The sequence below is a fragment of the Streptomyces sp. enrichment culture genome (assembly GCF_964273255.1).
Lineage (GTDB): Bacteria > Actinomycetota > Actinomycetes > Streptomycetales > Streptomycetaceae > Streptomyces.
Window position 1 is genome coordinate 6835607 of record NZ_OZ186835.1, and the last position, 26538, is coordinate 6862144.

Consider the following 26538-nt stretch of genomic DNA (forward strand, 5'->3'; position numbering starts at 1 on the left):
GGAGTCGAGGGGAGGTCAGAGCATGAGGGCGCCGCCGGAGGGCGCCAGCGTCTGACCGGTGTAGTGACCCGCCGCGTCCGAGGCGAGGAAGAGGACGGTCCGGCCGATCTCCTCGGGTTCCGCCAGGCGCTTCAGCGGCTGGAGGGCGAGCAGCGCCTGGACGTGGTCGTCACCGGACGCCGTGAGCATGGCGGTGCGGATGCCGGCCGGGGCCAGTGCGTTGACCCGGATGCCGAAGGGGGCCAGCTCGGCCGCCACCGCCTTGGTGAGACCGACCACCGCGGCCTTGGAGGCCGGGTAGTAGGCGGGCATCGGCAGGCCGATGAGTCCCGCCACGGAGGCGAAGTTGACGATGGAGCCGCTGCCGCTCTCCTTCATGAGCGGCACCGCGGCGCGGATCGTGTAGAAGGTGCCGTTGAGGTTGATCGCGACGACGCGGTCGAAGTCCTCGTCGGAGATGCCGTCCAGGAATTCCGGGTGGTAGGTCTCGCCCGTCTTGAAGGACTCGGTCATCCGCTGGTTGATGCCGTCCACCCACGCCTGCTTGGCCTTGTTCGGCGTGGCGACACCGGCGGCGTTCACCAGGACGTGCAGCCGGCCGTGGTCGGCGCGCACCCGGTCGAAGACCCGCTGGACGGCGGCGGAGTCGGAGACGTCCGCGGCCAGTCCCACGACCCGGTCCAGCCCGGCGAACTCGCGGTCCAGGTCCTCCTGGCGCAGATCCATTCCGTACACGGTGGCGCCGGCTCCCGCCAGGGCCTTCACGGCGGCCAGGCCCATGCCCGAGGCCGCTCCGGTGACGACCGCGATCCTGCCGTCGAGTTCCATGGTCGATCCCCTCGTCGTTGAGGTGTGACGTGCCGCAGCAGGGCACGCACGTCGTGCCCGTCGGTGAAGAAGTCCGGCCAACCTAACCAGGAATTTGACACCTGTCTAGATTTGATTGCAGGGCAATTCACGCCGGGAGATCACGGGGCTGTGGGGCCGAGTCCGGCCGGAGAGCGGCACGATTAGATGACGGAGTGTGACGGCCGGGCTCTCGTCACGGGACGTCGGCGCCCACGCCGTCGCGCTTCCGCCGCAGGTCATGAGGTCGTCCGGCACCTCCGGGCGGCGCATCGCCGGGAGCAGGCGCATCACCGGGAGTCGGGGCGGGAGCGAGGACGGAGGGCGGGGGGACGGGGTAGAGCTCGGGCCGGGGCCGGGGCCGGGGCCGGGGCTCGGGGGCCCGGGGCCACGGCTCGGGGCCGGTCGGCGGGGGAGGGCGGAGGGGAGCCGCCGGCCCTGCTCCGCGGATGTTCCTCACGGGGCCGCTGTCGCGACGCGGCCGGGGCCTGCGGGGCGGAGGGCCCGCCCGTCGCATCGACGGTGTCCGCCGGGTCCGCCCGGCCACGCGAGTCCCGGCCGGGGAGGGAGTCGGGCAGGGACGGTGCAGGGCCGGCGACAGTGCCTGGCCGGGGTCGGTGCCGGGTGGGGGAGCGTGGACCGGCGGACCACGGGGCGGGCGGCCGGCCGCGCCGGGAGGACGCTTGGGTCAGTCGGACCGCTGGGCCGACCCGACCCTCTCGGCCCCCGCCGAGGGAACCGCCCCGGAGACGGTGACGACGTCCGAGCGGCTGCCGTCCCGGTTCATCAGACCGCCCATGACCGCCAGGCCGAGTCCGGCCACGGCCAGGGCGGCGCCGACCAGGGCGGGGGAGGTCCAGCCCCAGCCCGCGGAGAGGGCCAGGCCGCCGAGCCAGGCGCCGCCCGCGTTGGCCAGGTTGAAGGCGGAGTGGTTGGAGGCGGCCGCCATCGTCGGGGCGTCCTTCGCCTTGGCCATGAGCAGCATCTGCACCGGCGTGGTGATGAAGGAGCCCAGCGCACCGATGAACGTGATGGTCACCAGTGCGGCCCAGGTGGTGTGCACCGTGAAGGAGAACGTCACCAGCGCGGCGGCGAGCAGGGCGAGCCCCGCGTACAGCGTCGGGCGCAGGGCCCGGTCCGTGAGCGGACCCGCGATCAGGGTGCCCAGCGTCATGCCGACGCCGTACAGCGCGAGCACCAGGGTGGTGGACGTCTCGGAGATGCCCGTCACGTTCGTCAGGATGGGCACCAGGTAGCTGTAGACGGCGAAGAACCCGCCGAATCCCACCACGGCGACGGCCAGGCCGACCGCCACGTGCCGGTTGCTCATGGCCCGCAGCTCGCGCCGGGCACCCGACTGCCGGCCGCGCGGCTGGTGGGGCACGAAGAGGGCCAGCGCGGCGAGGGCGGCGAGACCGATCACGGCGATGGCGAGGAACGCGGACCGCCAGCCCAGTTGCTGTCCCAGGGCAGTGCCCGCCGGCACGCCGACGATGTTGGCGACGGTGAGCCCGAGGAACATGCGCGAGACGGCACGGGCGGCCCGGTCGGGCGCGACGAGCCGGGACGCCACGACGGCGCCCACGCCGAACAGTGCCCCGTGGGGCAGCCCCGTCAGGAAACGGGCACCGAAGAGCAGACCGTAGGAGGGGGCGAGGGCGGAAGCGACGTTGCCCACCACGAACAGGCCGGTGAGCAGCAGCAACAGCCGCTTGTGGGGGATGCGTGCCCCGATGCCCGTCAGAACGGGGGCGCCGATGACGACGCCGATCGCGTACGCCGACACGAGGTTCCCGGCGTCGGGCACCGAGACGCCGACCCCGTCGGCGATCTGGGGCAGCAACCCCATGGTGGCGAACTCGGTCGTGCCGAGGCCGAACGCGACGACGGCCAGAGCCAGCAGGGCCAGTGGCATGGTGCGGAGAAACCTTTCACTCACAGCGGGCCGGATCGAGGGAAGGGCGGAACGATCCCGTCCCCTCTGCTCGAGGCCGGTCGCGCTGAGCACCATTGCCCGGCGCAGTCCGTCCCGGGACAGGGCAGACCCATGGCAGGGTAGACCCCCGAGAGGGAGAGCAACCGCACCGGACCGGACATTCCAAGATCGGACCGTCACCTCCGTGACCTGCGTCACCTGGCAGGCGGCCGGCGGTCGGCGGCCGGCGGACGCGGACCGGCAGGCGTCTGCCGCGACCGTCCCCGCTCCCCGTACATCCCCCGCTACGACCTCTGAGGAAGGGCTCTCCATGGGTGAAGCCCCCGTGCCCGCCGCCGGCCGTCAGGTACTGATCCACCTGTACGACGAGGAGCAGGGCGTCTCCGTCCGCGTCGTCGAAGGCGTGTCCCTGTCCGCTTCCGATCGTTACGACGCCCTCCGCGCGGAGATCGTGGTCACCACCGGGTTCGTCAGCGGCCGGGTCGAGGTCTTCCTCAGCGCGTACGATCTCGACAGCTGGGGCGACGTCCTGGATGCCGTCGCGGCCGGCAGGAGTGCTGTCTGGCTGGAGAGCGGACGCTCACCCCGGATCATGATCGACGCAGCCACCGAGACGGAGAGCGAGTGTCTGGAGGTGAGCGTCTTCGACGTCACGGGCTCGCAGGCCCTTGTCGTCGTTCCCATCGCGGACCAGCCCGACTGGGCCGCCCACCGCCGACTGCTCGCGACGGCCCGAGACCGGTACGGGTGGGCCTGAGGACGGGGCTTCTGCCGCCGGGACGTGACGGACTCCGGGGGCGACGGACTCCGGAGGCCGGCCCCCGGTGCCCGGGGAGCCGTCACCGCCCCGCAGCCGTCCTCCCGGACGTCCCCGTACCCCCCTCGACCCATCCGCATCAGTCGCCGAGCCCCCCGCCCCGGCGGCACACCTGTGCCGGTTTCCGGTCGTGTCCGGTCCGGCGCCGTTGACCGTCCAGGACCCGCGTGCGAGCGTGCCCGCGGTCCGTCCCACACGGGGCGGACGGGAAACCGGGGAGGACACACGATGACCACCACCACGCGCAGAGGCCCGTTACGCGCACGTGCCGCGCTGACCGCCGTGGCCGTCACAGCGGCGGCGGGATTGCTGGCCGGTGCGGCGGGAGCGGGCACCGCCCAGGCGCACTCGGCCGCCGTCGCACGGACGGCAGCCGAACGGGTCGTACCGGCCGCCGTGCCCGAGGCCGACCCCACGCCGGAGGAGCAGCAGCGCCTGCGGGAGATCGCCGGCGCGATCTGGACACCCCAGCTCGCGGCGGGCTGGAACATGAACAGTGAGGTGGAGGCGGTCCTCTCGACCGCAACGGGCGAGATCCTCAAGTGCTCCGAGGCATTCGCCCTGGTGCCGCGCCCGCCGGCGTTCTTCCCCGGGCCGAGCTACCTGCGCCAGTACTGGAAGCAGATCCGGGACTACTTCCTGGTGGTGAAGGACAACCGGACCTACCGCGTGTGCGTGGTGGCGACAGCGGTGAACTACCGCTCCGCGATCGAGATGGCCTCCATGGGCATCTGACACGACGTGACGTGTCATGGCGTCGTCCCCGTGACACGACATGACATGTCATCTCACGACGCGGACGGGTCCGGGCCCTGCGCCCCGAGGACCGTACGGACGGCACACGGTGCCCGGCCCGTCCTGCTGTTTCGACGCCGGCGGTCGCATCCCCACGAGTCCCTGAGTGCAGCCTTCGGCACAACCGGGACGTCGCGCCCTAGCCGACCAGTCTCCGTCGCCAGTCCACGGGAGTGACGGTGATGGCCCGGTTCGGGTCCTGGTCCCACTCGGTGCGGAGCCCCGCGGTGTCGAGTGCGCTCACGACTTCGTGCCCGACGGCCATCGTGGTCTGCGGTGAGCCGTCGAAACCGCCGTAGAGGAGCGTCAGTCCGTGGCCGGCCACGGCGGAGTCGGTGCACTGGGAGTGGAAGTAGACGAATCCGCGGGCGTCGGGTTCTCCGGCGCCGCCGATCTCGGCGTCACCGCAGGTGCGGCAACAGCTGAAGTTCTCGCGGGCCGTGATACCGGCAGCCTGCAGCATGGTGAACGCCCGGGTCAGCCGTTCGGGGTCGGTCACGCCCTCCCACGTGGCCTGCTCGGCCACCCGCTCCAGCCACAGCCGGTCGACCAGCGCCACCGCCTGCTCGCGGGAGACGGGCCGACGGTCCTGCGTGACCAGGTACTCCTCGGCGACCTCGGTCAGTTGGGCACGAGAGGCGTAACCACCGCTGAGCACCTCCCGGACGCGCTGCTCCAGGGCGTGGCGATCCTCTGCGCCGAGGTCGAGCGGCGGCACCTCGCGGGCGGGCCCCGTGTCCAGCCGTGACCAGGCCAGTCCCGCGCCCCAACCCGCTTCCTGACGGGCCCATCCGGTCATCGCCGTGATCACTTCGGCCGGCCCGTCCACTGCGGTCCGGAAGTGGCGGTCGGCGGCACCGTCGCGGTGCTCGAACGCGTAGGCGCCACCGTCCTCGTGCCAGACCTGGGCGAACACATCGGGCAGATCGGGAATCCGCTGGACCACCAGGAACCGGTCGCCGTGACCGCCGATCCGCCGGACCAGCGCTGCCAACTCCTCGGCGGACACACGGACGTGCCGCTGCCAGTTCTCCGTCTCCACCACGATCTCGAGCATGGGCAGACTCTGCCACATCGCTCCGACAACGGGTGCGTCCTACGGCGCAGGGGACAGGTCAGAGGGCGGCGCCGGCGGGAGCACGAGGCGGCGCGGTGCTCGACCGGATGACGAGGCGCGGTTCCACCGTTTCCGGCTCCGGCACGGTGTCCGGAGCGGCGACGGTTCGCAGAAGATGCGTCACCGCCAGCGCGCCCAGTTTCGCGAACGGCTGCGCCACCGTGGTGAGCGGGGGCCGGCTGTACTCGGCGAGCTCGATGTCGTCGACGCCGACCACCGAGATGTCTCCGGGGACCCGGCGACCCGTCTCGTGCAGTCCCTTGATCACGCCGAACGCCATCTCGTCCCCGGCGACGAAGACGGCGGTCACCTCGGGGATGCGTCCCAGGACGAGACCGTTGCGGTAGCCGGACGCGGGGGACCAGTCGCCCTCCAGCACGGGCGGCACGGGTCGGCCGGCCGCCTCCAGGGTGCGGCGCCAGCCCTCGCGTCGTTTCACGGCTTCCAGCCACTCCCCGGGACCCGCGACATGCCACACGGAGTGGTGGCCGAGGTCGAGCAGATGACGGGTGGCGAGGCGCGCGACGAGCGCCTGGTCCATGGCCACCACCTCGGTGGCCGCGGTGCGGGACCCGTCGATGGTGACGGTGGGGACCGACTCGGTGAGCTGTTCGATCCGGCGGCTGGTGTGGATCAGCGGCACCGCGAGGACGACACCCTCGACGTCCTGGTCGGCGAGCCGGGACAGCGCGGCTTCGACGGCGGAGGTGTCGAGGGACGAGGTCGTGGCGGCGCTGACGGTGTACCCGGCAGCCCGTGCCGCGTCCTCGATCCCGGAGGTGATCAGCCCGCCCGAGTAGTGATGGGTCCTCAACGTCACCACGCCGATGGTGCGGCTGCGGCCCGAGGACAGCACCCGGGCCGCGTTGTTGCGCCGGTAACCCAGTTGTTCCACGGCCAGCAACACCCTGGCGCGCGTGCGCTCCTGGACGTTCGGGTGACCCGAGAGCACTCGGGACACCGTCTGCGCCGACACCCCGGCGACCCGTGCCACGTCCGCCATCCCGGGCGGCCGCTTGGCGTCGGCGCTCTGCTTCACCCTGGTCCCTTCTCGCTGCTCGCTGCCCGCTGCCCGCTGCCCCGAAGTTCCAGCGTGCGACTCGCGACCCGCGACCCGCATCCCGCAGACCGCGACCAGCACCCCGCGGTTCGTGGGCCGCGAGCCGCAAGGCACGATCCGCTGCCCGGATGATAGCGATAACAACACGAGGAGATGCCGGAGTGCATGAAAGCCTCACGAGATGCCGCTGAACCCGGTCCACCTCCATTGGCATCGATCACAGCATCTGCCATAGTTCGAGCCGTTGACCGACGGTCCACGTCCGGACGGCTGCCGCCTGCTCCCGAGCACGCCGCCGTGAGCCCCTGTCCCGATCCCCGGAAGAGGAGTTGTGGCGAGATCACTCACCCGGTCCGGATCCGCTCCATGACCGCCCCAGGAGAGTCTCCCGTGCCGGACCGCCCGGAGCCCGGGGCGCCGGCTGCCCTGACCCACGCGAACGGCCAACTGCTGCGCGAGGGGCGGCCGCACCGGGTGCTGGCCGGCTCCCTGCACTACTTCCGCGTCCACCCCGAGCACTGGGCCGACCGGCTCCGCCGGCTCGCCGCCCTCGGACTCAACACCGTCGACACCTACGTGCCCTGGAACTTCCACGAACGCACGCCGGGAGACATCGACTTCGACGGCGGACGCGACCTGGAACGCTTCATCCGGCTCGCCCAGGACGAGGGCCTGGACGTCATCGTGCGACCGGGCCCGTACATCTGCGCGGAATGGGACAACGGCGGACTGCCCGCCTGGCTCACCGACACTCCCGGCATGCGGCTGCGCACCTCCCACCCGCCCTTCCTGCACGCCGTGAGCCGCTGGTTCGACACCGTGATCCCCCGTGTCGCCGGCCTCCAGCACGGCAGGGGAGGGCCGGTCGTGGCCGTCCAGATCGAGAACGAGTACGGCAGTTACGGCGACGACCACGCCTACGTCCGCTGGGTACGGGACGCGCTGGTCGAGAGGGGCGTCACCGAACTGCTCTACACGGCCGACGGCCCGACACCGCTGATGCAGGACGGCGGCTCGCTGGCCGGGGAGCTGGCAGCCGCCACCTTCGGTTCGAAGCCCGCCGAGGCAGCGGCACTGCTGCGGGAGCGGCGTGAGGGAGAGCCGTTCTTCTGCGCGGAGTTCTGGAACGGGTGGTTCGACCACTGGGGGGAACCGCACCACGTGCGGCCGGCCGCCGGCGCTGCGGACACACTGCAGGGCATCCTCGACGCGGGCGGCTCGGTGAGCCTCTACATGGCGCACGGCGGCACCAACTTCGGCCTGTGGTCGGGTGCCAACCACGACGGCGAGCGCATCCAGCCGACCGTCACGAGCTACGACTCCGACGCGCCGATCGCCGAACACGGAGCCCTGACCCCCAAGTTCTTCGCGGTGCGGGAACGACTGACGGCCGTCGCCCCCACCGTGGCCACCCGCCCCGTCCCCGCCGACCCACCGCTGCTGGCGCCCCGGTCCCTGGAACTCACCCGCCGGGCGTCCCTGCTGGACGGACTGCGCTCGGCGTCCGAACCGGTACGCGCACCGGTGCCGCTCAGCTTCGGCGAGCTGGAACAGGCCGCCGGACTCGTCCTGTACGCCGCCGAACCGCTGCTCCCTCCGGGACCCGTCGAGCTGTCCGTACGGCAACTCCACGACCGCGCACAGGTGTTCGTCGACGGCGATCCCGTGGGCATCCTGGACGGCCACACCACCTCGGTCACCGTCCAGGGCGCCGGACGCCGCATCCGGCTGGAACTGCTGGTGGAGAACCAGGGCCGGATCAACTACGGCCCCCTGCTCGGCCAGGGCAAGGGCATCCTCGGCGGCGTGCTGGCCGACCGCAGACTGGTGCACCACTGGACCATGTACCGGTTGCCGCTGGACGAGTGGACCGGGCAGGACCTCGCCCGAGCCGTCTCCGCCGGCCCCTCCGACGAGCGGGCGGGCTTCGCCGAGGCCCGGCTGCACCTGGACGCGCCCGCGGACACCTTCGTGGCCCTGCCCGGTTTCGGCAAGGGGTTCCTGTGGGTCAACGACACCCTGCTCGGCCGCTACTGGGAGATCGGCCCGCAGCGCACCCTCTACCTCCCCGGACCCCTACTGCGTCCCGGCCGGAACGTCCTCACCGTTCTCGAGGCGCAGCGCTTCGGCGACCGGATCACCCTCCTCGACCGGCCCGACCTCGGCCCGCCACAGGAGTACATCGAGACCTTCGACTGACCACGACGACGCCCGCACCGGAGCCACTCGTGACCAGGGGACAGGAGAGCCGACCCGGCCCCGCACCCGGGGCTGTGGCCTGTCCGCCCGGGCTCCGCATACGGACCACGGGCCCGGCCGGGGCACGGTCGGGGCACGGTCGGACCAGTCGGAGACGGTCAGTGGGGGGACCATCCGGTCGCTTTCCTCCAGACATCGCTGCGCACCGAGCTGATCGGTACCTGTTCCGGTACGTAGTCGTCGCAGCGCCGGTTGTGGCAGGGGCCTGCCGTCCAGGACGGGACGAAGACCCCCATCGTCTTGTGTCGTTCCACCACGGCGTCCACCGGCTGCTTGCAGGAGCGGCAGACGAATGCGGGCGGCGTGGTCGGCTCGGACTTCTTCTTCTCGTCATCCATGTCGGAGTTTTACCCCGGTTTTGCCTGTTTATGAGTTTTTTGGGTCATCGCCCACCGAGCCGGAGACCGCATCGGGACCGGCCCCGAACGTAACGGGCACGGCCTCAGGGGGAGTGGTCCGCAGCGGGACGAACGGGTCACCTGGCGTCCGGTGTGTCGGTCGGGTCCGGTGGATCGGCCGAGCGGCCCGGCTCGGTGTGGCCGGCACCGCTCCCGGCGGGCTCGCCCCTGTCCGCGGCCTCGTCGGTCGCTGCGCCCGCGGTGTCGGCGTCGCCGGGCGGCGGACGCAGCAGGCTGAGGGTGACGGAGGCGGCCAGGATGGTGGCGATGACGGCGAGACTGATCAGTGAGGGGATCTCGGGAATGGCGGTGCTGATCGTCTTGTGGGACGCCTGGAGGATGAGCTTGACGCCGATGAAGGCGAGGATGAGCGCCAGGCCCTTGCTGAGGTAGTGGAAGCGGTCGAGCAGGCCGGCGAGCATGAAGTACAGGGCCCGCAGGCCCAGAATGGCGAAGGCGTTGCTGGTGTAGACGATGAAGGCATCGCTGCTCACCGCGAGAACGGCGGGCACGCTGTCGACGGCGAAGACGAGGTCGGCGGCCTCGATCGCGGCGACCACGGCGAGCAGGGGAGTGGCGACGCGTTTGCCGGCTTCCTTGACGAAGAACTTGGTGCCCGCGTAGTCGTCCGTCACCGGGACGACCTTGCGGAGCAGCCTGACGGCCATGCTCTTGCCCGGGTCGAAGCTGTCGTCCTCCTCCTTGAGGATCTTGTACGTGCTGTAGAAGAGGATGGCGGCGAAGACGAACAGGACGGCGGTGAAGCGGCTGACCACGGCCACACCGGCTGCCAGGAAGATCCCGCGGAAGACCAGGGCACCCAGCACGCCGAGGAACAGCACCCGGTGCTGGTAGGCGCGGGGCACCTTGAAATAGCCGAAGATCAGGGCGAAGACGAAGAGATTGTCGACGGACAGGCTCTTCTCCAGGAGCCAGGCGGTGGTGTACTCCACTCCCGCGGTCGTACCGACCACGAAGAACACCACGACGCCGAAGACAATGGCCAGTCCCACCCACGCACAGCTCCACGCGGCGGCCTCACGGAAGCCGATCACATGGGCATGTCGGTGCGCCAGGAGATCGATCGCCAACGACACCAGCACGGTGGCGGCGAACACCAGCCATAGCCACAGCGGCACATCATGCATGGTCCGGCCCCTCTTGAGCGTGGTCGACCGGCAGTGACCCTTCGAGTCTGGCGCACGATGCGACGGCTGTCGCCCAGGGCGTCCCTCCGGTCGGCGGTCCGTTGTCCGCCTCGCACGGGTCTCCTCGGTCCGCCCGGCGCAAACCGGGCCGCCTGCGTCACCGAAACGCACACCCGGCGACGGCGTCCCGCAACGGAGTTCCGGCGACGGTGTGCCGGAGACACGTTGGGCGGACGCGGCGGACGTGTGCGGCGGCGGAGATGGCGGACGTGTGCGGCGGCGGGCGGGCCATGGCGGGCCGCGGCCCGGGCGACCGATGGGGCCGCCCGGGCTGGATGTCGTGTTCCGCCGGGCGGTGCGGCGCGGGTGGCACCGCCCGGCGGATCGGCCGGCTACTTGGCCGCGTCGAGGGCGGCCAGAGCCTGAGCCCAGCGGGCGTACTTGAGGTCGGCCAGGTCGGCCACCGTCTTGACCCCGAACGCCTCCCGCAGCAGTTCGCCGTCGCGCTCCGAGACGCCCTTGAGCGCGTCCACCGGGGCGGCAAGGATCTCGGGCAGGCTCTTGTCCGCCCAGGCCTTGTCCAGCACCTTGTCGAGGTCGATCGACGCCATGTGTGTCATCTCCGTAGAGTGTGAGGTCCGCCCGACGCGGAGGTTTCTACAAACGTGTAGAAGAATAGGGTGTGGTGGTCGCCGAGGGGCGTTCGTCCGTGCCCTGGCGCAGGGAAAGTCCGAAAACCACTCCGGCGTCGGCACCCGCGCGGCAGCTGCACCCTTTGGGCGGCAAGGGCAGGCCGCCCGCGTGAGCAGGTGTTCCGGCTGATCGAATCCGGCCAGGGCCCGACAACGGCAGCAGCGCACCTCGTCCCGCATCAATGACCGTGTCCGATCGGGGCCGGTCCGCATCCGACCAGTACGTCCCGTGCCCGTGAGCCCCTGGGGAGTCCGACCGGTGAGGGGTCCGCGGCAGGCGAAGCAGGCGCCCCGGGCGGCGCCTCCCGCCGGAGCCGTCGTCCCGCCCTCCGGCCGGTCCGGAGACGGCGCGGGGGGTGCGTTCACCCGTGGACGTGGCGGTTCGGTCAAAGGTTCCCCTGTCCGGCTTCCGCGTTACGGTGCCGTGTCGATCGCCGGGCGCGCACGATGGAGCCGTCATGATCGCGAGCCTCCCTGCCCGGACCCTCCCCGAAGGCCCTGCCCCGGGCACGGTGCTCCTTCACCGTGGAGCCAGGGCCGCCTCGACATGCCGGCCTCGCGCTCCGAGGTGCACCGGTACGGCCCCGGCCAGTGACCCGGATGCGACCCCCTTCGTCGCCCTGCGCACGGCCGGCGAGGAGCGAGGCGCCGAGGAGCGGCTGACTGCCCCAGCCCGACGCCGCGGGCCCCCTGGCCCGTGACGCTGCGCCTGCCCACGTGCCCACCCGCTCACCTGCCCGACTGCTGCCTGCGGGCATCACGCAGAGCCGCCGAGTGTGCCGCGGCGACTTCCCGCGGCACACTCGGCCGACGCGCACCCGGCAGCCCCGAGCCACAACGGCCGCACCCTTGCATCCCTGTGCGATCAGGAGACCCATGAACACCCGCATCGACGTCGTGCGTCCCCGCGAGATGACCCCCGAGGATCTCGCCCGGTGGGACGAACTGCAGGCCATGGTCCCCGGGCCGGCCGCAGCCAATCCCTTCATGAGCGCGCACTTCGCCCGAGCCGTCGACGGGACACGGCCCGACACCCGGGTGGCCGTCGTGCGGCGAGACGGCGAGCCGGTCGCCTACTTCCCGTATCAGCGCGGACGTTTCGGCCACGGCAGCGCACTCGCGATGGGTGTCTCCGACCACCAGGGCGCCGTCGTCCACCCCCGCGAGAGCCTGGACCCCAGGAAGCTCCTGGAGGCATGCTCGCTGAGCTCCTGGGAGTTCAACCATCTCAGCGGCGAACAGCGGCTGTTCGTCCCCCATGCGACCGGCCGTTTCACGTCACCCGTCATCGACCTCACTCCAGGATTCGCCCACTACGAAGCCGAACTGCGCTCGCGTTCCCGGAGCTTCCTCAAGGGCGCCAGGGCCCAGGAACGACGACTGAGCCGCCATCTCGGTCCCGTGCGCCTCGTCCACGACGAGCGGGACCCGGATGCGCTGTCCGCCCTGCTCGCCTGGAAGTCCGCCCACTACCGCAGGACCGGACGCAGAGACCCGTTCGCGCAGCCCTGGATCGACCAGTTGGTGCGTCACCTCGCCATCACCACGCACCCCGAGTGCCGGGGAGTGCTGTCGGTGCTCTACGCCGGTGAGCGACCGGTGGCCGCCCACTTCGGACTGCGCTCACGCACCGTCTTCTGCTGCTGGTTCCCCTCCTACGACCGGGCCTTGGCGACCTACTCTCCCGGTCGCATCCTCTTCCTGCACATGATCGAGGCCGCCGCGTCCTCCGGCATCCGGCTCTTCGACTTCGGCCGAGGGGACGCCGCCTACAAGGACTCCTTCAAGACCGGCCACGTGTCCGTGCACGAGGGAGTCCTGCGGAGAGCCACCCCGGGCGCCGCCCTGCACTGGGTCCGTCGCGAACCCGCCCGTGCTGCGCACCGCGTGGTGCGACGGCACCCCGGCCTGAGGAGTGCGGTGCTGCGCACGATGTCGGCCGTGGGAGCCCTGCGCGAGCGCTGATCCCGTGCCATCGTGCCGCCGTGCCGCCGTGCCGCCCGTCAGTCCGCCAGTCAGCGACCCCCAGGTCGGCACGGCCCCGGACCTGCCGCAGCGGCCGCGCCGACTTGGCCCCGGCCCTGTCACGGTGCGGTTCCGGATGCGGGACCCCGGCCGTGGCGACCGCCGTGACCGTCTCGACCGTTCCCCTCAGGGGAAGGGGCCCGGAACGGCGGCCAAGTGGGGGCGGGGAGCAGACCCTGAGTCTCCCGCCCCACCTCGGTCTTCACCTCGGCAGGGGGGAGCGCCCCTTGTCGAGCGCGGAATCGTGACGACGCAGGACCTGCCCGGGCGGCCAGCCCCGTGCGCCGACCCGCCGTACCACGACGCTGTCGTCAGGTGTCGTCGGTTGTCGTCAGCTGACGGGAGCGGCCCAAGCGGCGTGCCAGGTCGCCGGACCCACGATGCCGTCCGGCGTGAGCCCCTTCTCCCGCTGGAACGCCAGGCAGACGGTCCTGGACTGCTGCCCGTAGACGCCGTCCGTGCCGATCGACCAGCCTCGGGCTGCCATCTGCTGCTGCCAGGTGCGGACACCGGCGTGGGTGGTCGCCGGGGGGTAACCGAACAGGACGCCGGGCCAGTCCGGTGCCGCTCCGGGGTTGGAGCCCCCGCTGGACACGGGAGCGGTCCACGCCGCGTACCAGGTCTGGGCGCCCACCACACCGTCGACGGTGAGCCCCTTCTCCTGCTGGAACGCCAGGCACACCCGCCGGGACTGCTCGCCGTAGGCGCCGTCGACGCCGATGGACCAGCCACGCTCGGCCATCCGCTGCTGCCAGGTGCGGGCACTGGAGTGCACGGTCGTCGGCGGGTAGTGCAGCACCACACCGGGGAACGCGGGTACGTCGGGCTTGGGAGGCCCGGGGGCCCACGCCTTGCCGGGCGATGTGGGCTCCATGTGCGACAGGAACGAGCCCAGTTGACCGGGGCAGCTGGTGCTGGAGAGCTGGCCGTGCCGGACGATGGCAGTGCCGGCGTTCCCCACGCTGCGCAGGTGGGCGATGGCGTTCCGGAATCCGTAGATCAGTTCCGGTGTGATCTCGTCGTACAACCCGAACGAGCCGCCCACGAGTCCGCACACCGCGTAGAAGCGATGGTTCGCGTCGTTGGTTCCATTGGCTCCGGTGCGACGGCCCACCCCGCGTCCCTCGAAGACGTAGCCGTGCTTGCACACCAGGTAGGTGTAGGCGATGTCGTCGTACTCGCCGTTCATGTGGTAGCGCTGGATTCCGCGGACGTGCGCGGCGCAGTCCGAGTGGTACCGTCGCGCCTCCACGGATCCGCCGGTGTGGTGGACGGCGACGCCGCCGAGCCGGGGGTTGAAGTTCAGACCCACCTGCTTGGGAGCTGCGGCACCCCAGGCGGCGCGGGGAACGAAGTAGGGAATGCTCACCGTGTTCCCTCCGGCGTCAGCGCGCAGTCGACGGACAGATTGAGGGGTTCCCGGGACACTCCGTCGGCGAAGTCCGCGTCCGACACGTCGGGGATCTCGGCATCAGGATGGTCGGGGCCCAGCACCGGCGTCCCGGCGGCGGTCGCGGCGTGTGCCGGAGCGGCGCCCACGACCGGCAGGGGGGTCACACCGGCCGCGGTGACCGCGGCCGCTCCTGCGATGCCGAAAAAGCCCCGGCGGGTGGTCGGTCTGGATGGCACAGTAGTCTCCCTTTCGTTCTCGTCGAACACTCGGCCCGGGCACGGTCCGCCACGGCATGGTGCCGCGGGAGGCGATGTCCAACGGAGCCGGCCGTCGTGCGTGCCGAGAGGGGGCAGGGCGCGGGCCGGCCCTCCCCGTTTCACGTGCTCGGAAGCATGCGCAAGGGTGCTGCCCGGGCACCAGGGAAAGTGGAACTTCTGGGAATTCGTGGGACGCCCACGCTTCCCACCTGCTGGGACGCCGGCCGGGACGCCGTCCCGCGGCACACCGTGGATCCTGCGCGCCGTGGTGCTGGGTCGTGCGTCGTGCCGCATCCGCCCGAACGCCGGAGTCGGACGCTGTGAGACCCACGACGGTGTGACGAGTGCGACTTCGTCCGGGACGGGACGTTCGGCCCGGGAACGGAGTCGGGCGGCCCCTCCGGCAGCCCACGGAGACGCGGGACATTGAAGGCGCAACGAAGTCGTCCGGATCCAGCGCCACCTTCCCCGAGAGGGATGAGCAGCATGGCAGTTCACGACCATCCGCACCGGCGTCCGCGCTACCGCTTCCCGCGCCCGGACCGTGCCGGGACGGCGTCCACCACGCCCGCATCCGCCGCCACCGCGGTGAGCGCCACCCGCGATCACGTGTTCGCCGGTCTGCGCCTGCTGACGGGGTTCGTCTTCCTGTGGGCCTTCCTCGACAAGACATTCGGTCTCGGCTACGCGACCCCGTCCGGCAACGGCTGGATCGACGGAGGCTCGCCCACCAAGGGGTTCCTCAGTGGTGTCGCCGTCGGACCGATGGAATCCGTCTTCCACGCCTGGGCCGGGGCCGGATGGGCGGACTGGCTGTTCATGCTGGGGCTGCTCGGCATCGGTGTGGCCCTGACGGCGGGCGTGGCGCTACGGCTCGCGGCCCTCGCGGGCACGCTGATGATGGCGCTGATGTGGATCGCCGAATGGCCGCCGGCCAGGCACCTGTCGGACGGTTCGCCGAGCATGTCGACGAACCCGTTCGCCGACTACCACCTGGTCTACGCGGTGGTCCTGATCGCCCTGGCCGCCGCGGGCGCCGGCGCCCCGTGGGGACTGGGCCGAGCCTGGGCGCGGCTCCCCTACGTCGCCCGCAACCGCTGGCTCCTGTGAAGCGGCGACCGGAACAGCCGGGCCACGACCACCGGTGACGACGCCGGGCAAGGTGTCAGGCCGCCGCCCGAGCGGGCGCCGCGGGGCGTGGATCCGCGTTCCGACGGCGCCCGCCGCGCGCGGTGCGCTCGGGCACCGCGCTGCTTCCCCGCCCCGCCGCGGCGACCTCAGACCCGGAGCGGCGTGCGTGTCCTGGTCCGCTCGCGACGCCTGGCTCGTCGCAGGCAGGGCGCCTCGATCAGGTAGTAGGACACAAGGGCCACCAGCACGGTCAGGACGATCGTGGTCGGCAGCCTTCCCTCCTCCAGTCCGAGGGAGGCCAGCAGTCGCACCACGGGGTAGTGCCACAGGTAGATGCCGTAGCTCAGGTTGCGGCCCACCCACGCCACCGGCGCCAGCGACAGCAGCCGTGACATCCACCCGTCGGGCCGCAGTTCGAGTTCCGCCACGAGGGATGCGGACAGGACCGCCATGCCCAGGAACCCGACGGTGTACCACGCGGCCGTCCACACCCCGATGTCAGCGGTCACGGGCATCCGCCAGGCAGCGAGCAGCACCAGCCCGAACGCGGGCCAGGCCAGCCGGCCGGCCCAGGTGCGCAGGACGGCCAGCCGGGGATCGTCCGCACGCAGCCGGGCCAGGACGACGGCCACCAGGGCGCCGGCCAGCAGTTGGTCGGCGCGCGTGTCGGTGCCGTTGTAGATGCGGTGGGCCGCGTCGGGGTTCCACAGGACACAGCGCCACAGCACGGGCAGGACGCACAGGGCCGCGGTGCACAGCAGCACCGTGCGCGTCCGGGTCCAGCGCAGCAGGGCGAGCAGCATCAGGGGCCAGAGGAGGTAGAACTGCTCCTCCACGCCCAGCGACCAGGTGTGCGCCAGCGGAGCGGTGAGGTCGGAGTACGGCCCGGGCTCCCCGGCCCGTACGAGGTTGGTCAGGAACAGCGCCGACAGCCCGGCGGCGCGCCAGCCGCCGTCGAACCCCCAGAGCGGGGTGGTCACGGACAGCACCGCGCAGACCGCGCACACCGCCAGCAGTGCGGGGACGAGCCGGAACCAGCGTCGCCGGTAGAAGGAGAACAGCGCGACGCCGCCCGTACGGGCGTACTCCGCGAGCAGCAGCCGGGTGATGACGAAGCCGCTGATCGTGAAGAAGAGGTCGACGGCCACCGAACCGCCGGGCACGAGGTCCGGTGACACGTGGTACACGATGACCAGCAGCACGGCGAACGTGCGCAGCCCGTCCAGTCCGTCCACGCGCCCGCTGCGCGCCACCGCGGACGGGAATCCCCGGCCGCCCGCCGGTGGGACACCGGGTCTGCGTCCGCCGTCGGCCGTGTCGCCGGCTCTCGCAGCGGTGCGGACACTTCTCGTACCCGTCTCCGACTCGTCTGCTGTCCCGGTGGTCGAGTCCGGTGCCTGCGCCATCGCGCGATCGCTTCCCATCCACGGTTGTTCCGGAGCAATCCGGTCCACCTGCCCGCGGACGACGGCCTCATTCCCCCCGTTGGTCCGCATGGACGTGCGCCCCACCGGCGATGCGTGGTCGGGCAGCCGGCCGTGCCACGGACGAGTGAGGCATGTGCACGGCGAGGCCGTCCCGGCCCGTGCCCCCGGTGCACGGTCGCGCGCCGCACCACGTGCGCGCGGTGCGGCAGCGGCTGGACGAGAGCCGCTGAGGACTGTCCGGGGGAGCGCTGCCCCTCTGCCGGGAGCCCGTCACCCGGCGGGGCCGGGAGACGTCGCTCCCTCCTCCGGAAACCCGGCGTCGGCGTACACCCGAACGTCGGCACACGCGCGCCTGCTCGGGGCGCGCGGCATCAAGTCGCCGTGCCTCCACCTGAGTCGAGGGCAGCGGCGATGACGGCGGTGGCCTCCGGGGTGGGGGTGTGGAGGACGGTGTAGTGGTTGGTGTTCGTGATGCGGTGCGTGGTGATGTGCGGGCGGTCACCGAGTTGGCCGGTGATCTGCTGCGGGGTGTAGAAGGGCTCGGGCTGGTCGAGGGCGCCGCGCTCGGCGTAGAGGAACGTGGCCCGGATGTGCGGCTGGTGCAGCGCGCGGTGCAGGTCGGTGTCGGTGAGGATGTCGGCGGCGTCGGTGCGGACGGCCTCGGGGTTGCAGCTGCTGCGCAGGGCGGGGGGCCGGCCGGTGAGATCGTGGTCGGCGTAGGCGGCGAAGTGGTGGTCCCAGTACGAGCCCACGGCGGGGTTGCTGCGGAAGTAGGCGTGGTAGGCGTCGCGCGAGGCGAAGGTCAGGGAGAGGCGGTCGAGGGCCGGGCCGATGAGACGGTGGAGGATCCGGTCGGTGTCCGGACCGCCGGCGTCTGTGAAGTCCGCGGGGACGGGCAGGGGGAGCCCGCCGTCGACGAGGACGACGTGGGGGAACCGGTCGGGATGGCGGGCGGCGGCGAGGGCGGCGATGAACGCGCCCATGGAGTGCCCGATGAGGACGGCCTGTTGCCGGCCGAGCCGGTCGAGGACGCTGAGGGCGTCGTCGATGTGTGCGGTGAGGCCGTAGGGGCCGGGGAGATGGGCGCTGGCTGCTCGGCCGCGGAGGTCGAGGGCGTGGAGGTCGGTGTGGGGGAGGGCCTCGGCCAGTGCGGAGAAGGCCAGGGAGTTGGCCGTGATGCCGTGCAGCGCGAGCACGGGCGGGCCGGCCCCCGGCCAGTGGGTGACCGCGAGTTCGCCGCCGGTGACCGGGACGGTGCGGTGGATCCTGGTCCGGGGGCGAGTACCGGTTCCCTCCTCGCTGCCGACGCCAGCACCGCTCGCGGCCGCCTCCGGGGCGGGGCGCGTGCCGCCGGTGTGCGTGTTCGCGCCGGGCCGGTTCTCTGCGCCGTGGCTCGTGCGGGTGCCGGTGTGCACGGCCGGGCTGGTGTGGTCGGTCATGGCGTGGCGGATTCCTTCGTCTCCTGGTGTGCCGAGCGGGGCGCCTGCTTCTTCATCGTGGTCCGGCCGGCGCGGCCGGTCTTGAACAGGACCGCGAGGATGAAGAGTGTGCCGAGGATCAGCATGGGTTCGATGCCCAGGTTGAGCTGGGCGAGACGCTGGTCGAGATAGGTGAAGAGGATGCCGCCGACGAGCGGGCCGTAACGGGTGCCGCTGCCGCCGAGGACGGCCATGACCAGGAGCGTCAGGGTGAACTCGGGGGTGGTGGTGTGGGGGGTGGCCCCGGCGGTGACGAGCAGGTGGCAGATGCCGCCGAGGACCGCGAGGGCCGACGCGAGGGTGAACGCGGCGAGCTTGTGGGTGAAGGGGTTCCGGCCCAGGACGGAGACGCGGGGCTCGTTGTCGCGGATCGCCTGCCAGAGGCGCCCGGCCGGACGGTGGGTCGCCGTCCACACGATGGCGGTGACCAGGGCGAGGTAGCCGAGGGCGAGCCAGTACAGGTTGGCCGTGTTGGCGACGCCCTGGAGTGCCTCGGGGATCGTCTCGGTGTGGAGGGGCAGGCCCTCCTCACCGCCGGTGATGCCGCCGGGGTTGCGTTCCGTGAAGATGGCCCCGGCCTGCGCGAAGGCGAGGGTGACCATGGCGAATCCGACCCCGCCGAGGGCCAGGGTGCGCAGGGAGATGGCTCCCAGGACGACGGCGGTGAGGGTGCCGAGGAAGAGGGTGAGCAGGGCCGCGGGCAGGAGCGTCAGGCCCAGCTCGCTCATGGCGAGCTGGGTGCCGTACGCGCCGCCGGCGATGTAGAGGGCGTGCCCGAAGGACAACAGACCCGTGCGGCCGAACATGAGGTCGTAGCCGGTGGCGAGGGCACCGAAGACGAGGCAGAGCGCGAGCAGTTGCAGGGAGCCGGGGGAGTTGACCGGCCCGTCGAGCAGGAAGGGGATGCTCAGGGACGAGTAGGGCAGCAGCGCGAGAACGGCCAGGAGGGCGACGGGCAGAGCCAGCGGGCGCAGCCGGTGCGGGGGGCGGTCCGCCCGAGGCCGGTCGGCCGGGGTGGCCGGGGCCGCGGCGGTCGGCGGTGTACGGGTCGCGGTCATGAGGTGCCTCCTACGCTGCCGCGGGGGCCGGCGCTTCCTGGGGTGCGGGCCGCAGCAGTGCCCGCGGTCTCCCCGGCCGGTGCACTGCCCGCGGTCTTCTCGGTGTGGGCGGTAGCGGCTCGGACGCCGCCCACGGTGTCGGTGTCGTTGAGGGCTCCGGAGGCCGCGGCCGGGGCCGTCGCCGCCGTCGCGGTGGGAGCGCTGAGCATGCGGCGCAGCCGCTGCCACGGGGTGTCGGTGTGGGGGGCGGGGCGGGTGAGGACGACGACCGCGAGGAGGATGACGGCGGCCAGGTCGCCGTACCCGCCCGCGTAGTAGTTGGCGTACTGCTGGACCAGGCCGACGGTCAGGGCGGCGACTGCGACCTTCGTGATGGAGTGCAGACCGCCGATGATGACGACGACGAAGGCGAAGACCAGCAGTGAGGTCCCCTGGTGGGGGGAGAGGGACCCGAAGTAGAGGCCGCCCAGCACGCCCGCGAGTCCGGCGAGGGCCCCGCCGAGGGCGAAGACGAGCGTGAAGGCCCGGGTGACGTCGATGCCGAGGGCCGTGACCATGGCGCGGTCCTCGACGCCGGCGCGGACGACGAGTCCGAAGCGGGTGCGGGCGAGGAAGAGACGGATGCCGGTCAGCACCAGGACCGCGACGGCGATCAGGAGCAGGCGGTTGACGGGGACCCGTGCCCCCAGGACGTCGAAGGTGCCGGCGAGCGCGTCGGGGACGGGGAAGGGCCGGGCGTCGGCCCCCCACACGGTCTGCACCAGCGCGGGGATCGCCAGGGACAGGCCGACGGTGACGAGGATCTGCTCCTTCACCCGCCCGTACAGGCGCCGGATGAGGACGAGTTCGACGACGACGGCGAGCACGAGGCCGGTCAGGGTGCCGACGACGGTGGCCAGCAGCAGGCCCGGCACGCCGCCGACGGCGTCCGCGGTGACCCAGGCGGTGTAGCAGCCCACGGTCAGGAACGCGCCGTGGGCGAAGTTCAGGACGTCCATCAGGCCGAAGATGAGGGCGAGGCCGGAGGCGATGAGGAAGTAGAGGGCTCCCAGGCCGAGCCCGGTCAGGGTGAGCAGGACGAGGGTGTCCATCAGGCGGCTCCGTGGGTGCGGCCGGTTCGGGTGCGGGTGCCGACGCCCAGGAGCGCGGTGGTGCGGTCGGTGTCGGAGAGCAGGTCCTGCGCCGTGCCCGTGTGGACGACCTGGCCGGCGTCGAGGACGACGGCCTGGTCCGCCAGGCGGCGGACGACGGCGAGGTTCTGCTCGACGAGCAGCATCGGGAGGTGCTGGGCGGCGCGTTCGAGGACTTCGGCGGTCTCGGTGACGACGCGCGGGGCGAGACCCTTGGTGGGCTCGTCGACGATCACCAGGGTGTTGTCGTTGAGCAGGGTCCGGGCCAGGGCGACCATCTGCTGCTGACCGCCCGAGAGGGTGCCGGCGTACTGGGTGCGCCGGACGGCGAGTTCGGGGAAGAGGTCGTGCACCAGGTCGTAGTGGTGGCGACTGCCGGGACGCTCGGCCAGGGTCAGGTTCTCGGCGACGGTGAGGTGGGCGAACATGCCGCGGTCCTCCGGGGCGTAGCCGATGCCGCGCCGGATGGTGCGGTGGGTGGGTTCGCGGGTGATGGCCGTGCCGGTGAAGGTGACCTCGCCGGCGGTGACGCGTCCGCCGTCGGGCAGCAGACCGAGGACGGCGCGCAGCGTGGTGGTCTTGCCGACGCCGTTGCGTCCGAGGAGCGCGGTCACCCCGGTGGCCGGGACGTCGAAGGTGATGCCGGTGAGGATGCGCGAGCCGGCGATGTCCACGTCCAGGCCGCGCACGGCGAGGACCGGTTCCGTCGTCGGCTGCGACGCCGGGGGCGGGGCCGCCGGTGCCGGGGGTGTGGGTGGGTGGGTCACAGTGCGTCTCCGAGGTAGGCCTGCTGGACGGTGGCATCGGCCATGACGGCGTCGGGGGACGCGGCGGCCAGCAGCCTGCCGTGGTGCATGACGGCGATGCGGTCGGCCAGACCGAGGACGACGTCCATGTGGTGCTCGACGAGGAGTACGGTGCGTCCCTCGTCGCGGTGCAGGGTGCGGATGAGGTCGGTCAGCTCGTCGGTCTCCTCCGAGGCGACTCCCGCCATCGGCTCGTCCAGCAGCATCAGCCTCGCCCGGTCCCCGCCCGCCTGCAGGGTGGGGGCCAGGAGCATGGCGAGTTCGAGTTTGCGCTTGTCGCCGTGCGACAGCCCGGCCGCCAGGTCCGGGCCACGGCCGGCCAGCCGTACCCGGGCCAGCACGCCCGCCACGTCGGAGGCGGTCACCCGGCGCACGCCGGCGCTGCGGGCGGCGAGTTCGACGTGCTCGGCCACGGTCATGGTGGCGAACAGCGAGGAGGACTGGAAGGTGCGGCCGATCCCCCGGCCCGCACGGCGGTGCGGGGACAGGGCGGTGATGTCGTTCCCGTCGAGGCGGATCCTCCCGCCCGTGGCCCGGGTCAGACCGCTGATGAGGTTGAACAGGGACGTCTTGCCGGCGCCGTTGGGTCCGATGACGGCCAGGAGTTCGCCCTCGTCGACGGCCAGGGACACGTCCTGGATGATGGCGGCTCCGCCGACGGACCAGCACAGGCCGTCCAGTTGCAGCACGGGTGCCATGATCAACCGATCTTCTTCTCGGCGGGTGCGACCTGCTCGGGCTGGAAGGTCCGGGAGACCTCCGGCGCGCCGGCCGTGGTGAACTTCGCCTGGAAAGTCGGCTGCAGCAGCGCGTGGTCCCCCGCCCGGACGGTGTTCCTGCCCTTGACCCCGGTGAAGGTGAAGCCCTCCAGCGCCTCGACCATGGCGTCGGTGTCACCGCTCTTCCCGCCCGCCCGGACGGCCTCGACGACCATCTGCGCGGCGTTGAAGCCGTCCGGCGTGAACAGGTCCTCCTGCCACTTCTTCTTGCCGAAGTAGGTCCGCATGTGCTGCGCCTGGGCGGTGCGGGTGGCTTCGGGCACGTAGTGGGCGAGCAGGGTGACCTTCTCGCGTGCCTTGCCGAAGACGGGGTAACTGGCCCGGCTGTCCAGCCCGGTGACGACGGTCGACGCATCCAGGACGCCCTGTTGGTCGAGGGTGGACCACATGGCCTGCGCGGTGTCCCCGGCCCAGGCGACGAACACCATGTCCGGCCCGGCGGCCCTCACCTTGCGCGCCACCGGGGTCAGGTCCGTGGCGCTGGGCGGCGCCAGCACCGACGTGACCTTCGTCCCGTCGGTGCCCAGCACGGCCGCCACCGCATCGGCGTTGGCCTGACCGAAGGCGTTGTCCTGCGCCAGCACCACGACCTTCTTGCCCGGCGAGTCGCCCAGGATGCCCTTCGCGGTCATGACGTCCTGGTACGTCTGCCGTCCGGAGCGGAAGGTGTAGCGGTTGACACCGGTGAGGGCATCGGTGGCCGCCGGCCCGCTGATGTAGAGCGTCTTGTTCTGCCCGGCCACCGCGGCGATCTGCGTGGCCACCCCCGAGGCCGCGGAGCCGGCGATCACCGGCACGCCCTGCCCGATCCGCTGCTTGGCCAGCGAGACGCCCTTGGCCGGGTCCCCGCCGTCGTCGTCCTTCAGCACCCGGATCCGGATGCCGTCGACCTCGCCCGTACCGTCGGTGGCGTGGTCGAGACCGGCCTCGAAACCCTGCAGGTACTGCTCCCCGTAGGAGGCCAGCGGCCCGCTGGTGGAGGTGATCAGGGCGACCTCGACCTCCTTGCCGCCGTTCGACGCGTCGGCACTGCCGGGGGCCGAGCAGGCTGCGGTGGACAGGGCGGCGACGCCGGCCAGGGCGGCGGCGAGAACAACGGATCTACGCATGACCGTAACGCTCCTCGGTGCGGTGGCTGAAACGCTCCGGGCGACAGAAGAAGACAGGAAGAGCCCCCCACATGGGGTGGAGGGGATCACCATGCCCGAGCGACATCCGGCAGTGTGGTGTGGGCCACCTGCACGCCACAATGTGGAGTGCCGCCATGTACCGGGCCCGCACTGTGTTGTCGGCACCCATCCCCGGGGGAGGAGCCCCGACGTCCGTCCTACCGCCGGAGTCCGCGCAGTTCGCCGCCGGACCGACGTGATCGGGCCACGCGCGCGGAGCGGTGGTGCCGTGCGAGGTGCCCCTCCGCGCATCCGGCGCAACCCTCCGCACGCCCGTCGACCCACCGCCCGCGGCCGCGCCGTGCGCAGGGCCCCCGCCGGGCGAACCCACCGCCGCCCTGTGGGCGCCGCACGGTGCGCTCGGCTCTCTCCGGCTCGCAGCGCCTGCCCCGGCGCACGGACACGAGCAAAGAGCGCGTCCACACGCACGCGGAATGTATGCGAGGCGTCCGCGATGCGTACGGTCCACTGGGTAAGGTGTCGGCCGGGAGGTACTGCATGTCCGAGTTGTTCGACGCGGTCGACGCACTGGTGGCGTCCCGCTCTCCGCTGCCGCCCGCGAGCGAGCGCAAGCGGCTGCGCACCGCGCACGGACTGACGCTGGACGAGGTCGCTGCCGCGCTGAAGGTGCGCCGGGCCACGGTGTCCGGCTGGGAGTCGGCCAAGAAGACGACCGAGCCCCGCGGCCCCGAGCGGGAAGCGTACGCACGGCTGCTGAACAAGCTGGCGGAGCTCTACCCGGCCCCGGAACCGCTGCCCATGCCGGTGCCGTCCACCGGGCGTCCCGAGCCGTCCCAGGAGCAGACTCCCCGGGAAGGACCGGCCGCCCAGACCGCGCCCAGCCCCGCACCCGTCACCACGGGACCACCGTCCGCTCCCCCTCCCGCGCCCGGCACCGCCGAGGAGCCCCCACCGCCCCCGGCAGTACCCACTGCCCAGCCGCAGGACGGGCCGCCGCAGGCCGAGTCGCCGCAGGGCGGGCCGCGGCAGTCACGCAACGCCGGGAAGCCACCGGCGTCCCGCCGCCCGGGTGCCCGGGAAGCACACCCGGCCCGCGAGCGGGCGGGCGCGACCGATCCGCGCTTCGAGAACGGCCCGCTCGCCGTCGTCGACGCCGACGAGGACGGGCAGGTGCTGGCGTACTGCACCGGAGGACTCGTCCTCGACGTACCCGCCAAGTCCCTCCCCGCCCTGGTGGACTGGACGCTCGCGGAGGCGAAACTGGGGCAGCCGAAGCTGTCCGGCCCGGGCAAGGACGCCGACCCGCTGCTCGTCCTCACCGAAGCCGCGCTCCGGCGCTACGGGCTCCCGACCGCCCTCACCGACGCGGAGCGGCTCGCTGGCCGGATCCCCGAGGACCACCGGGTGGTCAGGCAACTGCACCGCGCGGGATGGAAGTTGACCAAGCGCGGTTTCGGCCCGTGGGCACGGATCTACCGTCCCGCCACGGGTGCGCAGCGGGCCTGCGTACAGCTGTGCATCCCGGCCTGGCACGCGCTGGACCCCCGGCACTGGGGAACGGCCGGCCGGCTTGCGCCCGGCGAACTCGCCCGCGTGCTGGGGGTGTACGCCTCCCGGGTGATGACCCCGCGCGGCTCCACCGCGGTGACCGGCCTGGAGCTGATGACCGCCCTGCACCCGCCGACCCGGGCCTCGGAGCCCGACGCCGACGGTAAGCGGCACTCCGAGCACAACCCCGGCTCGCTGGGTAAGGACCCGGTCGACCCGGCGCCGTGCGAGGCCCCCGACGGCCACCCCGTACTGAAGGACCTGCCGCGCTTCCACGTCCGCGGCCCGGCCGAGACCCTGTTCGAGGAGGCGTACGACTGGGCCCGGCCCATGACCGAAGTCGAATGCACCCTGCGGCACCTGGTCGGCATCGACGTCAACATGGCGTTCGCCGCCGGTGCGAACGGCCTGACCGTCGGCCTCGGGGCACCGACGCACGTCAGGAACCCGGTGTTCGACCCCAAGCTGCCCGGCTCCTGGCTGGTCGACCTCTCCCACGTCGACCTGTCGAAGGTGAAGCTCGGCAAGGAGTGGGTGTCCCTGGACGGCGGCCTGCTGCCCAGCCCCTTCACCCCGAAGGGAGAGGCTCCCCAGGGCGCCGCCTGGTACGCCAGCCCCACCGTCGCCTACGCACAGGAACTGGGCTACGAGGTCCGCCCCGTCGAGGCGTGGGTCCGGTACGAGAACGGCCGTTACCTGGACGGCTGGTACCAGCGGCTGCGCGACGCCTACCTCGCCACCATGGCCGACCTCGGCGTGCACGCGGACATGGCCCCGGCCGACTTCCTCGCCGCCATGGACGGCGTCAAGGAACGCGACCCCCAGCTGGCGACCGTCGTCTCCGCCATCAAGGCGACCGTCAAGGGCGGCCTCGGCAAACTCCGCGAACGCCCGCGCGGAGAGGGATGGCGACCCGGCGAGCCGTGGCGCGCCCTCGCCCGGCCGACGTGGCGGCCGGACATCCGGGCAGCGGTCATCTCCCGCACCCGGATCAACCTGCACCGCAAGATCCTCAAGCACGCGGCGTTCACCGGGCAGTACCCGGTCGCGATCCTGTCCGACTGCGTCGTCTACGCCACCGAGGGCACCAGCCCGCTGGACTTCCTGCCCTACCGCGACGGCAAGCCGCTGCCCGGCGGCTTCAAGCTCGGCGTCAATCCGGGCCTGGTCAAGCACGAAGGTACGCAGACGGTCCTGTGGGGCGAGGAGATCCGCGACCGCTTCGACGCCCCGGACCTCAACCTCGCCCGCTACATCAAGGACGGCACCGTCACCGGTGCCGACGGCGGAGAGTAGGAGAAGCCCGAC

Annotated in this window: 22 protein-coding genes; 6 read left to right on the top strand and 16 right to left on the bottom strand. The window is 72.2% G+C overall.

Going from position 1 to position 26538, the window contains the following annotated elements; genetic code table 11:
• Positions 1-15: 15 nt before the first annotated feature.
• Both ACSU53_RS29890 and ACSU53_RS29895 read right to left on the bottom strand, forming a co-directional pair.
• Positions 16-828: an SDR family NAD(P)-dependent oxidoreductase gene (locus ACSU53_RS29890; RefSeq protein ID WP_362100208.1), complete on the bottom strand. Its 813-nt coding sequence runs from the start codon at positions 826-828 to the stop codon at positions 16-18.
• Positions 829-1534: 706 nt separating this feature from the next.
• Positions 1535-2761, bottom strand: a complete 1227-nt coding sequence (locus ACSU53_RS29895) for an MFS transporter (protein ID WP_437032828.1) — start codon at positions 2759-2761, stop codon at positions 1535-1537.
• Between the two features lie 331 nt (positions 2762-3092).
• Here ACSU53_RS29895 and ACSU53_RS29900 point away from each other — a divergent pair, with 331 nt between their 5' ends.
• Together ACSU53_RS29900 and ACSU53_RS29905 are read left to right on the top strand one after the other, a co-directional pair.
• Positions 3093-3539 (top strand): DUF5959 family protein, encoded by a 447-nt coding sequence (locus ACSU53_RS29900; protein ID WP_437032830.1) that lies wholly within the window; start codon positions 3093-3095, stop codon positions 3537-3539.
• 288 nt (positions 3540-3827) lie between these two features.
• The gene (locus ACSU53_RS29905; protein ID WP_437032832.1) at positions 3828-4334 is read left to right on the top strand and encodes a hypothetical protein; all 507 of its coding nucleotides are present in this window, start codon (positions 3828-3830) and stop codon (positions 4332-4334) included.
• A gap of 199 nt (positions 4335-4533) precedes the next feature.
• Here ACSU53_RS29905 and ACSU53_RS29910 read toward each other — a convergent pair whose 3' ends face one another.
• Both ACSU53_RS29910 and ACSU53_RS29915 read right to left on the bottom strand, forming a co-directional pair.
• Positions 4534-5451: a DUF6891 domain-containing protein gene (locus ACSU53_RS29910; RefSeq protein WP_437032834.1), complete on the bottom strand. Its 918-nt coding sequence runs from the start codon at positions 5449-5451 to the stop codon at positions 4534-4536.
• 58 nt (positions 5452-5509) lie between these two features.
• Complete coding sequence (locus tag ACSU53_RS29915) at positions 5510-6514, bottom strand: LacI family DNA-binding transcriptional regulator (RefSeq protein ID WP_437033491.1); 1005 nt, start codon at positions 6512-6514, stop codon at positions 5510-5512.
• 423 nt (positions 6515-6937) lie between these two features.
• Here ACSU53_RS29915 and ACSU53_RS29920 point away from each other — a divergent pair, with 423 nt between their 5' ends.
• On the top strand, positions 6938-8770 hold the full coding sequence (locus tag ACSU53_RS29920) for a beta-galactosidase (protein WP_437032836.1): 1833 nt from the start codon (positions 6938-6940) through the stop codon (positions 8768-8770).
• Between the two features lie 158 nt (positions 8771-8928).
• Here the strand turns inward: ACSU53_RS29920 and ACSU53_RS29925 are convergent, their stop codons facing one another.
• From ACSU53_RS29925 to ACSU53_RS29935, 3 genes are all read right to left on the bottom strand, one after another.
• Positions 8929-9168, bottom strand: a complete 240-nt coding sequence (locus ACSU53_RS29925) for a hypothetical protein (RefSeq protein ID WP_437032838.1) — start codon at positions 9166-9168, stop codon at positions 8929-8931.
• A gap of 137 nt (positions 9169-9305) precedes the next feature.
• Positions 9306-10376 carry a TerC family protein gene (locus ACSU53_RS29930; RefSeq protein ID WP_437032840.1) on the bottom strand — a complete coding sequence of 357 codons (1071 nt, stop codon included), beginning with the start codon at positions 10374-10376 and terminating at the stop codon, positions 9306-9308.
• 392 nt (positions 10377-10768) lie between these two features.
• Positions 10769-10987 carry a hypothetical protein gene (locus tag ACSU53_RS29935; RefSeq protein WP_437032842.1) on the bottom strand — a complete coding sequence of 73 codons (219 nt, stop codon included), beginning with the start codon at positions 10985-10987 and terminating at the stop codon, positions 10769-10771.
• 957 nt (positions 10988-11944) lie between these two features.
• On the opposite strand from ACSU53_RS29935, the gene ACSU53_RS29940 reads away from it, so the two are divergent.
• On the top strand, positions 11945-13033 hold the full coding sequence (locus tag ACSU53_RS29940) for a GNAT family N-acetyltransferase (protein WP_437032844.1): 1089 nt from the start codon (positions 11945-11947) through the stop codon (positions 13031-13033).
• A gap of 391 nt (positions 13034-13424) precedes the next feature.
• Here the strand turns inward: ACSU53_RS29940 and ACSU53_RS29945 are convergent, their stop codons facing one another.
• Both ACSU53_RS29945 and ACSU53_RS29950 read right to left on the bottom strand, forming a co-directional pair.
• Entirely contained in the window at positions 13425-14462 is a 1038-nt protein-coding gene (locus ACSU53_RS29945; protein WP_437032847.1) for a peptidoglycan recognition protein family protein, read from the bottom strand.
• Positions 14459-14722 carry a hypothetical protein gene (locus ACSU53_RS29950; protein WP_437032849.1) on the bottom strand — a complete coding sequence of 88 codons (264 nt, stop codon included), beginning with the start codon at positions 14720-14722 and terminating at the stop codon, positions 14459-14461. Before ACSU53_RS29950 ends, ACSU53_RS29945 begins: the two co-directional genes overlap by 4 nt.
• Positions 14723-15229: 507 nt before the next feature.
• Between ACSU53_RS29950 and ACSU53_RS29955 the strand changes: the two genes are divergently transcribed.
• Positions 15230-15853, top strand: a complete 624-nt coding sequence (locus ACSU53_RS29955; protein ID WP_437032851.1) for a hypothetical protein — start codon at positions 15230-15232, stop codon at positions 15851-15853.
• Positions 15854-16020: 167 nt separating this feature from the next.
• Here the strand turns inward: ACSU53_RS29955 and ACSU53_RS29960 are convergent, their stop codons facing one another.
• From ACSU53_RS29960 to ACSU53_RS29990, 7 genes are all read right to left on the bottom strand, one after another.
• A complete protein-coding gene (locus ACSU53_RS29960) occupies positions 16021-17127 on the bottom strand; it encodes an acyltransferase family protein (protein WP_437032853.1) in 1107 nt (368 codons plus the stop codon).
• A 545-nt stretch (positions 17128-17672) separates the two neighbouring features.
• Positions 17673-18740 carry an alpha/beta fold hydrolase gene (locus ACSU53_RS29965; RefSeq protein ID WP_437032855.1) on the bottom strand — a complete coding sequence of 356 codons (1068 nt, stop codon included), beginning with the start codon at positions 18738-18740 and terminating at the stop codon, positions 17673-17675.
• Positions 18737-19837 (bottom strand): branched-chain amino acid ABC transporter permease, encoded by a 1101-nt coding sequence (locus ACSU53_RS29970; protein WP_437032857.1) that lies wholly within the window; start codon positions 19835-19837, stop codon positions 18737-18739. The genes ACSU53_RS29965 and ACSU53_RS29970 overlap by 4 nt, the downstream gene beginning before the upstream one ends.
• Positions 19834-20928 (bottom strand): branched-chain amino acid ABC transporter permease, encoded by a 1095-nt coding sequence (locus ACSU53_RS29975; RefSeq protein ID WP_437032859.1) that lies wholly within the window; start codon positions 20926-20928, stop codon positions 19834-19836. The genes ACSU53_RS29970 and ACSU53_RS29975 overlap by 4 nt, the downstream gene beginning before the upstream one ends.
• Positions 20928-21734, bottom strand: a complete 807-nt coding sequence (locus ACSU53_RS29980) for an ABC transporter ATP-binding protein (protein WP_437032861.1) — start codon at positions 21732-21734, stop codon at positions 20928-20930. The genes ACSU53_RS29975 and ACSU53_RS29980 overlap by 1 nt, the downstream gene beginning before the upstream one ends.
• Positions 21731-22471: an ABC transporter ATP-binding protein gene (locus ACSU53_RS29985; protein WP_437032863.1), complete on the bottom strand. Its 741-nt coding sequence runs from the start codon at positions 22469-22471 to the stop codon at positions 21731-21733. The genes ACSU53_RS29980 and ACSU53_RS29985 overlap by 4 nt, the downstream gene beginning before the upstream one ends.
• Before the next feature lie 2 nt (positions 22472-22473).
• Positions 22474-23661, bottom strand: a complete 1188-nt coding sequence (locus ACSU53_RS29990; protein WP_437032865.1) for a substrate-binding domain-containing protein — start codon at positions 23659-23661, stop codon at positions 22474-22476.
• Positions 23662-24219: 558 nt separating this feature from the next.
• Between ACSU53_RS29990 and tap the strand changes: the two genes are divergently transcribed.
• Complete coding sequence (gene tap, locus ACSU53_RS29995) at positions 24220-26526, top strand: telomere-associated protein Tap (protein ID WP_437032867.1); 2307 nt, start codon at positions 24220-24222, stop codon at positions 26524-26526.
• Positions 26527-26538: the final 12 nt, after the last annotated feature.

Coding starts and splice junctions, on each gene's coding strand:
- ACSU53_RS29890 (WP_362100208.1), bottom strand. CDS start 828: ATGGAACTCGACGGCAGGATCGCGGTCGTCACCGGAGCGGCCTCGGGC.
- ACSU53_RS29895 (WP_437032828.1), bottom strand. CDS start 2,761: ATGCCACTGGCCCTGCTGGCTCTGGCCGTCGTCGCGTTCGGCCTCGGC.
- ACSU53_RS29900 (WP_437032830.1), top strand. CDS start 3,093: ATGGGTGAAGCCCCCGTGCCCGCCGCCGGCCGTCAGGTACTGATCCAC.
- ACSU53_RS29905 (WP_437032832.1), top strand. CDS start 3,828: ATGACCACCACCACGCGCAGAGGCCCGTTACGCGCACGTGCCGCGCTG.
- ACSU53_RS29910 (WP_437032834.1), bottom strand. CDS start 5,451: ATGCTCGAGATCGTGGTGGAGACGGAGAACTGGCAGCGGCACGTCCGT.
- ACSU53_RS29915 (WP_437033491.1), bottom strand. CDS start 6,514: ATGGCGGACGTGGCACGGGTCGCCGGGGTGTCGGCGCAGACGGTGTCC.
- ACSU53_RS29920 (WP_437032836.1), top strand. CDS start 6,938: ATGACCGCCCCAGGAGAGTCTCCCGTGCCGGACCGCCCGGAGCCCGGG.
- ACSU53_RS29925 (WP_437032838.1), bottom strand. CDS start 9,168: ATGGATGACGAGAAGAAGAAGTCCGAGCCGACCACGCCGCCCGCATTC.
- ACSU53_RS29930 (WP_437032840.1), bottom strand. CDS start 10,376: ATGCATGATGTGCCGCTGTGGCTATGGCTGGTGTTCGCCGCCACCGTG.
- ACSU53_RS29935 (WP_437032842.1), bottom strand. CDS start 10,987: ATGGCGTCGATCGACCTCGACAAGGTGCTGGACAAGGCCTGGGCGGAC.
- ACSU53_RS29940 (WP_437032844.1), top strand. CDS start 11,945: ATGAACACCCGCATCGACGTCGTGCGTCCCCGCGAGATGACCCCCGAG.
- ACSU53_RS29955 (WP_437032851.1), top strand. CDS start 15,230: ATGGCAGTTCACGACCATCCGCACCGGCGTCCGCGCTACCGCTTCCCG.
- ACSU53_RS29965 (WP_437032855.1), bottom strand. CDS start 18,740: ATGACCGACCACACCAGCCCGGCCGTGCACACCGGCACCCGCACGAGC.
- ACSU53_RS29970 (WP_437032857.1), bottom strand. CDS start 19,837: ATGACCGCGACCCGTACACCGCCGACCGCCGCGGCCCCGGCCACCCCG.
- ACSU53_RS29975 (WP_437032859.1), bottom strand. CDS start 20,928: ATGGACACCCTCGTCCTGCTCACCCTGACCGGGCTCGGCCTGGGAGCC.
- ACSU53_RS29985 (WP_437032863.1), bottom strand. CDS start 22,471: ATGGCACCCGTGCTGCAACTGGACGGCCTGTGCTGGTCCGTCGGCGGA.
- ACSU53_RS29990 (WP_437032865.1), bottom strand. CDS start 23,661: ATGCGTAGATCCGTTGTTCTCGCCGCCGCCCTGGCCGGCGTCGCCGCC.
- tap (WP_437032867.1), top strand. CDS start 24,220: ATGTCCGAGTTGTTCGACGCGGTCGACGCACTGGTGGCGTCCCGCTCT.